Annotated in this window: 7 protein-coding genes and 1 pseudogene; all 8 read right to left on the reverse strand. The window is 61.6% G+C overall.

From position 1 onward, the window contains the following. Positions 1-44 precede the first annotated feature (44 nt). Complete coding sequence (locus C9413_RS04405) at positions 45-794, reverse strand: tyrosine-protein phosphatase (protein WP_040114141.1); 750 nt, start codon at positions 792-794, stop codon at positions 45-47. A gap of 1 nt (position 795) precedes the next feature. Continuing rightward, a complete protein-coding gene (locus C9413_RS04410; RefSeq protein WP_040114142.1) occupies positions 796-1,659 on the reverse strand; it encodes a carbohydrate ABC transporter permease in 864 nt (287 codons plus the stop codon). Then, positions 1,649-2,560, reverse strand: a complete 912-nt coding sequence (locus C9413_RS04415; RefSeq protein ID WP_040114143.1) for a sugar ABC transporter permease — start codon at positions 2,558-2,560, stop codon at positions 1,649-1,651. The genes C9413_RS04410 and C9413_RS04415 overlap by 11 nt, the downstream gene beginning before the upstream one ends. Before the next feature lie 118 nt (positions 2,561-2,678). After that, positions 2,679-3,326 carry an extracellular solute-binding protein gene (locus C9413_RS34150; RefSeq protein WP_267285108.1) on the reverse strand — a complete coding sequence of 216 codons (648 nt, stop codon included), beginning with the start codon at positions 3,324-3,326 and terminating at the stop codon, positions 2,679-2,681. After that, positions 3,229-3,975, reverse strand: a complete 747-nt coding sequence (locus C9413_RS34155) for an extracellular solute-binding protein (protein ID WP_267285109.1) — start codon at positions 3,973-3,975, stop codon at positions 3,229-3,231. Before C9413_RS34155 ends, C9413_RS34150 begins: the two co-directional genes overlap by 98 nt. A 21-nt stretch (positions 3,976-3,996) precedes the next feature. Further along, the gene (locus C9413_RS04425) at positions 3,997-4,839 is read right to left on the reverse strand and encodes a metallophosphoesterase (RefSeq protein ID WP_170250219.1); all 843 of its coding nucleotides are present in this window, start codon (positions 4,837-4,839) and stop codon (positions 3,997-3,999) included. 183 nt (positions 4,840-5,022) lie between these two features. Further along, complete coding sequence (locus C9413_RS04430) at positions 5,023-5,589, reverse strand: TetR family transcriptional regulator (protein ID WP_246703689.1); 567 nt, start codon at positions 5,587-5,589, stop codon at positions 5,023-5,025. 511 nt (positions 5,590-6,100) lie between these two features. Next, a pseudogene (locus C9413_RS04435) lies at positions 6,101-6,583 on the reverse strand (HipA domain-containing protein); the annotation flags it as partial. Positions 6,584-6,660: the final 77 nt, after the last annotated feature.

Raw genomic sequence — 6,660 nt, forward strand, 5'->3', positions numbered from 1 at the left:
CGGTAAGCCTTCAAGGGGGCCTGACGCGGGGAATAATCGTGGAGCTATGGGTTATGCAGCAGGCGCTCACCCAGTCTCGTCAAGGTTCCATGCTGCACCCCCAGGCCGCGCAAGTACCCCTCAAATCCATCATAGTTTTCACGAATGTACCTAATGAGTTGCTGCATACTGTGCGGCTTGGAAGCGAGCACGATATCGACGAGCGCAACCGGCGTGCCGCGGCCGAGCGCCCTTTCGCGAAGCGTTGCGATCAACGGACCGGAGATCGTCGCGGTCAGCGCATAATCTTCAATGATGGTCGCCTCATCGACGCCGGCGTTGGCGAGCAGCAGCGCGGAGATGACCCCCGTGCGGTCCTTGCCGGCGCTGCAATGGAAGAGCACCGCGCCATCCGGGGCGTCGGCGATGATCTTCAGGACTTCGGCGATAGCGGGCTGGCAATCGTCGATCGCCTGGCAATACCGATCACTCATGTCGAAGCTCACCGCGGCATCCGCCATCATCTCGACCGGCGCCAGCGCCGAAAACAGCGGCGTGTTGTGGTAGCGCACCCGGGCATGGCCGGTAAACGGATTGGGTTCGGCGGCGATCTCGTGGGCGTTACGCAGGTCGATGACCGTGCGTATTCCGTTGTCCAGCAAAGTATCGATATCGCCCGCGCTCAGGCGGTGCAGCCCATCGCCGCGCAGGATCGAGCGCCAGCGGGTCAGGCCACCGTTTGCGGTTCTGTAACCGCCCAGGTCGCGGACATTGTGGGCGCCGTCCAGTGCGATCAGGCGTTCGTAAGCTAGCATATCAGCGGATTCCGGATTTCATGAAGGATTCGATCACGTGGCGCTGCAGGACCAGGTAGATGACGAGGATCGGCAGGCTGGCGAGTGCCGCAGCGGCCATCAGAGGTCCCCAGAGATTGCCCTCCTGGCTCATGAACATCTGCAGGCCGATCCGGACGACGGAGTTTTCCGGTTTGCGCGACAGAAGAAGCGGCCAGAAATATTCGTTCCAGGCGGAGATGAAGGCGATGATCGACAGGGAGGCGATCGGCGCTCCCATGTTCGGCACCACGATCTGCCAGAGGATCTTCCAGCTGCTTGCGCCGTCGATGCGGGCCGCTTCGAGGATCTCGGTCGGGAAGGAGCGCATCGCATTGTAGAGCAGAAGAATTGCGAATGCATGCGCCGCATTCGGCACGATGAGACCGGTCAGCGTGTCGAGAAGACCGAGCCGCGAGGCGAATACATAGTTGGGGATCATCGTGACCTGAAAAGGCACCAGCCAGGAAAGTGCAATGAGGCCGTGAATGACGCCGGAAAGGCGCATGCGCCAGCGCACTAGTGCATAGGCCGCAAACAGGCCGGTCACCACCTGCAGGACGGCCGTCGCGGCAGATACGATCGTGGTGTTGACCAGCATCCCGGTCATCGGAATGCAGGTCAGCACGAACACATAGTTTTCGAGCGACGGGTTGGAAGGCCAGAGCGAAGTGGAAAAGATCTCGTTCTCCGGCCGAAGCGAGGTGACGATCATCCAGTAGATCGGGAAGATCGACAGGAAAGACAGGACGATCATAACCGCATGCACCGCGAACCGGCGGATGCTGCCATCCTTCAGACCGGTAGACGGGAGCAAAGGACGGTCAGGGGAAGCATCAGTTGTCATAAAACGCGAACCTTTTCGTGAGCCACATGCAACCTGCTGCGATGGCCGCAAAACCGGCAAAGGCGATCATGCCGGCCGCCGAGCTCCAGCCGGCCGACATGGTCTGGAAACCGTATTCCCAGAGCAGGTAGAAGATGTTGGTGGTCGATTTCAGCGGGCCGCCATTGGTGAGCACGTTGATGTAGGCAAAGCTCCACTGCGCCCCGAACAGGATCGTCATCATCGACAGAAGCAGGATGGTCGGCGACAGCAGCGGCAGGCGGATGTCGCGAATGATCCTCCAGCGGCTGGCGCCATCGATGCGCGCCGCCTCGATATAGGAGGAGTTGATGCCGGCATTGGCGGCGGAAAACAGCAGGGTGGAAAAGCCGATCAGCTTCCAGCCGGTGATCCAGGTCAGCGTCGCCAGCGCATATTTCGGATCGGTCAGAAAACCGATGCGGCCAAGGCCGATCTGCTCGAGGCCGAGCGTAATCAGTCCCTGGTCCTCGTTCAGCAGCCAGCGCCAGAGGATGGCGGCGACAACGGGCGCGACGATCATCGGCACGAAGATCAGCGCGCGGTAGATCGTCCGGGCGCGGCCTTCGAGGTCCTGAGTCCAGATCGCCACGAAAAGCGGAATGATCACCGACATCGGGAAGAGGCCGAGAATGTAGAAAAGCGTGTTCCAGAGGGCGGCGCGCATCTCGGGCAGGGCGAACAGGTGCTGGTAATTGGTCAGGCCCACGTAGCGCTGCGGCGCGCTCGGCAGCATGTTCCACTGGTAGAAGGAAAGCTGGAACGCCTCGTCCAGCGGTACATAGGTCCACATCATGAGGAGACAAAGCGCCGGCGCGAGATAGAGCCAGGGCTGCAGGGTGAAGGTCGCGCGCGGGCGGGGCAGCCGCGGGCACCCGGGCAACGGAGAGCGGTCTTGCGAGATCGGCCTGGATATCGGTCATGAAATTTCCCCGAAAGGACCCCGAACGGATAACGACGCGGGGCGGGATAGCGCCCGCCCGGCATCCCCTCGTGATGGGTTACGGCATCAGGTCCTGGCCCTGGTCCTGGGCGGCCTTGAGCGTTGCGTCCGGATCGCTCTTGCCGAAAACGGCTTCGCGCACCGAATCCATCATCATCTTCTCGACCTGGCGGTAGTTCGGGCCGGGGAGGGCGACATTGGCAGTGAGGCGGTTCAGCTGTTCCAGGTTGGCGCGGAACATCGGGTTTTCCTTAACCCAGGGCCCGAGGTAGTTCGGGTCGTCGACGATATCGAGGCGCAGCGGCAAGTAGCCGATCTTGCTGGTGATGATCGTGTAGGCTTCCTTGCTCGTCAGGTATTTCAGGAGCTCGTAGGCGGCGCGCTGCTTGTCGGGATCCTTGCTGAAGACGAAGAGGGCGCTGCCGGAATTGGTCGGAGCGGTCGGCTTTTCGCCGAAGGACGGCATCGGAGCGATGCGCAGGTCGAACTTGCCCTTGGCGGCCTTCTTGTAGGCGCCGAGCGTCGCGGTCGTGTAGACGAACATGCCGAGATTGCCGGCGGCAAAGGTGTCCGAACCGCTGGCCGGATCGATCCTGGCATGGGCGCCGCTATCGACCATATCGCGCAGCATCTTGACGGCTTCGGCGGCATTCTTGTCGGCGAAGGTGAGCTTGTTGCCGTCGCGCACCTTGCCGCCGTTCGACATGACGATCGCCTGGTAAACGAAGGTGCCGTCGCTCGGGCCGTAGGCGCCGGGGAAGAAGCCCGTTCTTGCCGGTCTTTTCCTTGATCGCCTTGCCGGCGATGTCGACGTCGGCCCAGGTCTTCGGCGGGTTGTTCGGGTCGAGGCCGGCCTGCTTGAACAGGTCGCCGTTGTAATAGAGGACGGGCGTCGAGAAGGTGTAGGCGAGACCGTAGGTCTTGCCGTCGACCCTGCCGAGTTCGAGACCCTTCGGGATCATGCCGGCGAGATGGTCCTTGAGCTCTGCGGGGCTCACCATATCCTCGAGCGCGTTGCCGCCGAGGTCGCTGGCGATGAAGATCAGGTCGCGGAAGGTCAACTGAGCGACGTCCGGCTGCTTGCCGGCGACGATATCGGCCTGCACGCGGTTGATGATCTCGTTCGGCGGAACAGCGACCGTCTCGACCTTCACATTCGGGAATTTCTTCTCGAAGCCGGCAATCAGTTCCTTGGTGGCCTCCGAGCCGATGCCCGCGGAGGCGAGGTTGTAATTGTAGAAGCTGATCGTGACCGGCTTGTCGATGGTTGCCGGCATTTCGGCAAACGCGCCGAGCGGCAGGAAGGCGGCGGCGGCGAGCGTCGCCATGAGCTTGAGCGTGGTTCTGCGCAGCATTTGCGTGCCTCCGGGTGAAGGTTATTCGGCTGCGACGGGCATTGCCCGGGCCATCAGAAGTTCGAGCGGATAGGTGTTGAGCTCGGCACGGTCGGACGGCAGCGGCACGAAGGCCATGGTGAGGCCCGACGGGCGGATAGTGCCAATCCCGAAGGAGGCACCGCGCACCATGCGCAGGACGTCGGTGCGCAAGATGTCGGTCGCGGCGTGCTGGCCGGTGCCGACGACGACCAGGATGCCGTGCCAGACCGAGACCCGGTCGTGGTGGATATGGCCGCTCAGGATGCCAATGATGTTGCGGCCCTTCAGCAGTTCCCGAAAACGTTCCGACTGCGGGAAGTGGATGGTCCGCCAGTGCGTGACGTCGGCTTCTTCGCCGAGTGCCGGCGGGGGGTGGACGACGATCAGCTTCGGCAGGTCCGGGTGGCTGTCGAGCGGGGCGGCGAGCCAGTCGGACTGTTCCGGATCGATCGTGCCACCGATCAGGCCCGGCGTCGTCGAATCGATGGTGATGATATGGATGCCGTCGATAATGGTTTCGTGGTCGTAGGGTGCGTCCGGATCGTCGGTCTCGATGCCCATGCCTTCATAGAAGCCGGGGCGGGTGTCGTGATTGCCGAGCGCGTAGATGACCGGCACGTCGATCTTGGCGTCGATGATCTCCTGCAAGCGGCGGAAGCTTTCCGCATCGCCGCGATTGGTGAGGTCGCCGCTGGCGATGACGAATCGCGGCTTCGGCGTCACGGTCGCGACGAGATCGAGCACCTGATGCAGCGTCTCGGTCGTGTCGCTGTGCAGATGGCTGTCGTCGGTGGTGCCGATATGCAGGTCGGTCAGATGGATGAATGTGGTTTCGCGTCGCACCGGATGCCTCCATGGATGACGGTTTCGGCGACAGCGGGCGAGGGAACGAAAGGGGTTCCGGCATGGGCAGTCACATCGTCCCGCAGTCGGGAGGATCGATAGAAGGGGTTTGTTTCCCCGTCGTGACGGATTTCGAATGGTGTTCGAAACGCAGTAGGCCGGCTCGCAGCCGAGCCGCTGACCTCAGGCAATGCGGTGGAACATGGGCGCGATGACTTCCACCATGCGGGCGATAACAAGGTCGGGATCGTCGAGATTCATGCGGTAGTTGGTCATCACCTCGGTGCGCGACCGCGAGCGGGTGACTTGCGAGCGGATGCCGAGCGCGCAGTTGAGCCGCCAGCCGATATCCACCTCGTCGAGCCAGGGCGCTATCCGCTTGAGATGCGGAATGAAGGCACGATGATGCTCGACATCATCAATGATGCGCCGATAGTGCGGCGCGCGCTCACAATGCTTCTTTGCCGTCGAGGTAAAGGGCGACAGCACCGCATAGCTGGAGGTTGGGTCGAGGCGCCAGCGGATCGACGGGCCGATAAGGGCTGCGATGACCTCACCGAGATTAGCCGGCCCGGGTGCCTTGCGGTCGACGCTCTTCTGCAGGAGGCGCAGCCGTTCCGCGTTCAGCCGGCGGTACACGCGCTCGGCGACGGCGGCGATCAGCGCTTCCTGCGAGCCAAAATGGTAAGAAATCGCCGACGGCGTCGCATTCGCTTCGTCGGCGATCCGCCGCGCAGTGAGCTCTTCCAAAGCCTCGGCTTCGCAAAGCAGATGCTCGCAGGCATCCAGCAGCCTCGTTGCAGTATATGGGCGCGGCCTTGCATGGAACGATCATCCCCGATTTTAAGGTTTAAGCGGGATTCATGTAAGGCGAATGACAGAGTTTAGCTCAGGCGATAGGTTCGGTAAAACGTGGCCAGTCATGCGCAGATCACTGGGCCTGCGGAAGCATCGCCTTAGTGGATGCGATGGTAGCTGCGGGCATCATCAAGCTCCGTCGACCGCTTTCACGCCGCATCTCGCATTCTTGCCCAGATTATCTCCATTGCGGTGTGGTTGTACTATCGACTTCCCTGACCTTCGGTCAGATCGAAAACAGGATGGTGGATGCGCCGCTCACCGAGCGCGCTCGCCGGATCCTGGATCAACTTGCTTAATGCAAAATCTAGCTTCACCTCGCCAAAATCTCAAAGCAGGTCTTTTCACAACTGAAAGGCCGGCACTCCACGTGGCTCTTAGACTTGTCGCTGTTGCTTCAGGTCTACGATCCAAGCAGCCAACCACCGCCTCGGTCTAGGTAGGCATCGCGCTCCCGGATTTGATCGGGCACAGGCAGGCCGAAGGCCGTCAACAGCTCGTCGATATTATGTCCGATGAGGTCGGCGAAGCGCTTCATTCCGCTGCGATCCATCCGACGGAGCTCTCCGATCAAGGAACCGGACACCTGTCCCGTCAGACCCAACCGCAATCGTCGTTGAGCCCTTTCTGAGACAATCCCGAGGGCGCGAAGAAAGACCGAGAAATCCTCTTCGGTAATCTCCGTGAGCTTGGTTGCCTCGCCAATCGCGTAGGGCAGGAGGTCGGTCAGGTCGGGATCAAGGCGGGTGGGCATCAAGTCGTATCTGGGAGCAACGCGGACCCCACCCCCAGGCTCGTACAAAAGGGCAAAGTTCTTGGCGTGAGCGTCGACGTTTCCAGTCATCAGATCGAATAAGGTCGCAGCGATGAAAGTCTGCTTCTCTGCGGCTGGGTCGTTTGTCGCGTTGTGGACGCTATTTGTCGCTTATGCGTCAAGCCTACGGTAGACGGGGCCGTGCCTTT

This window comes from Rhizobium sp. SEMIA 4085, assembly GCF_013004495.1.
Lineage (GTDB): Bacteria > Pseudomonadota > Alphaproteobacteria > Rhizobiales > Rhizobiaceae > Rhizobium > Rhizobium gallicum.

What these genes read in the sequence shown, in the direction of transcription:
- C9413_RS04405 (WP_040114141.1), bottom strand. Translation starts at nt 794, where the DNA reads ATGCTAGCTTACGAACGCCTGATCGCACTGGACGGCGCCCACAATGTC.
- C9413_RS04410 (WP_040114142.1), bottom strand. Translation starts at nt 1,659, where the DNA reads ATGACAACTGATGCTTCCCCTGACCGTCCTTTGCTCCCGTCTACCGGT.
- C9413_RS34150 (WP_267285108.1), bottom strand. Translation starts at nt 3,326, where the DNA reads ATGTCGAACGGCGGCAAGGTGCGCGACGGCAACAAGCTCACCTTCGCC.
- C9413_RS34155 (WP_267285109.1), bottom strand. Translation starts at nt 3,975, where the DNA reads ATGCTGCGCAGAACCACGCTCAAGCTCATGGCGACGCTCGCCGCCGCC.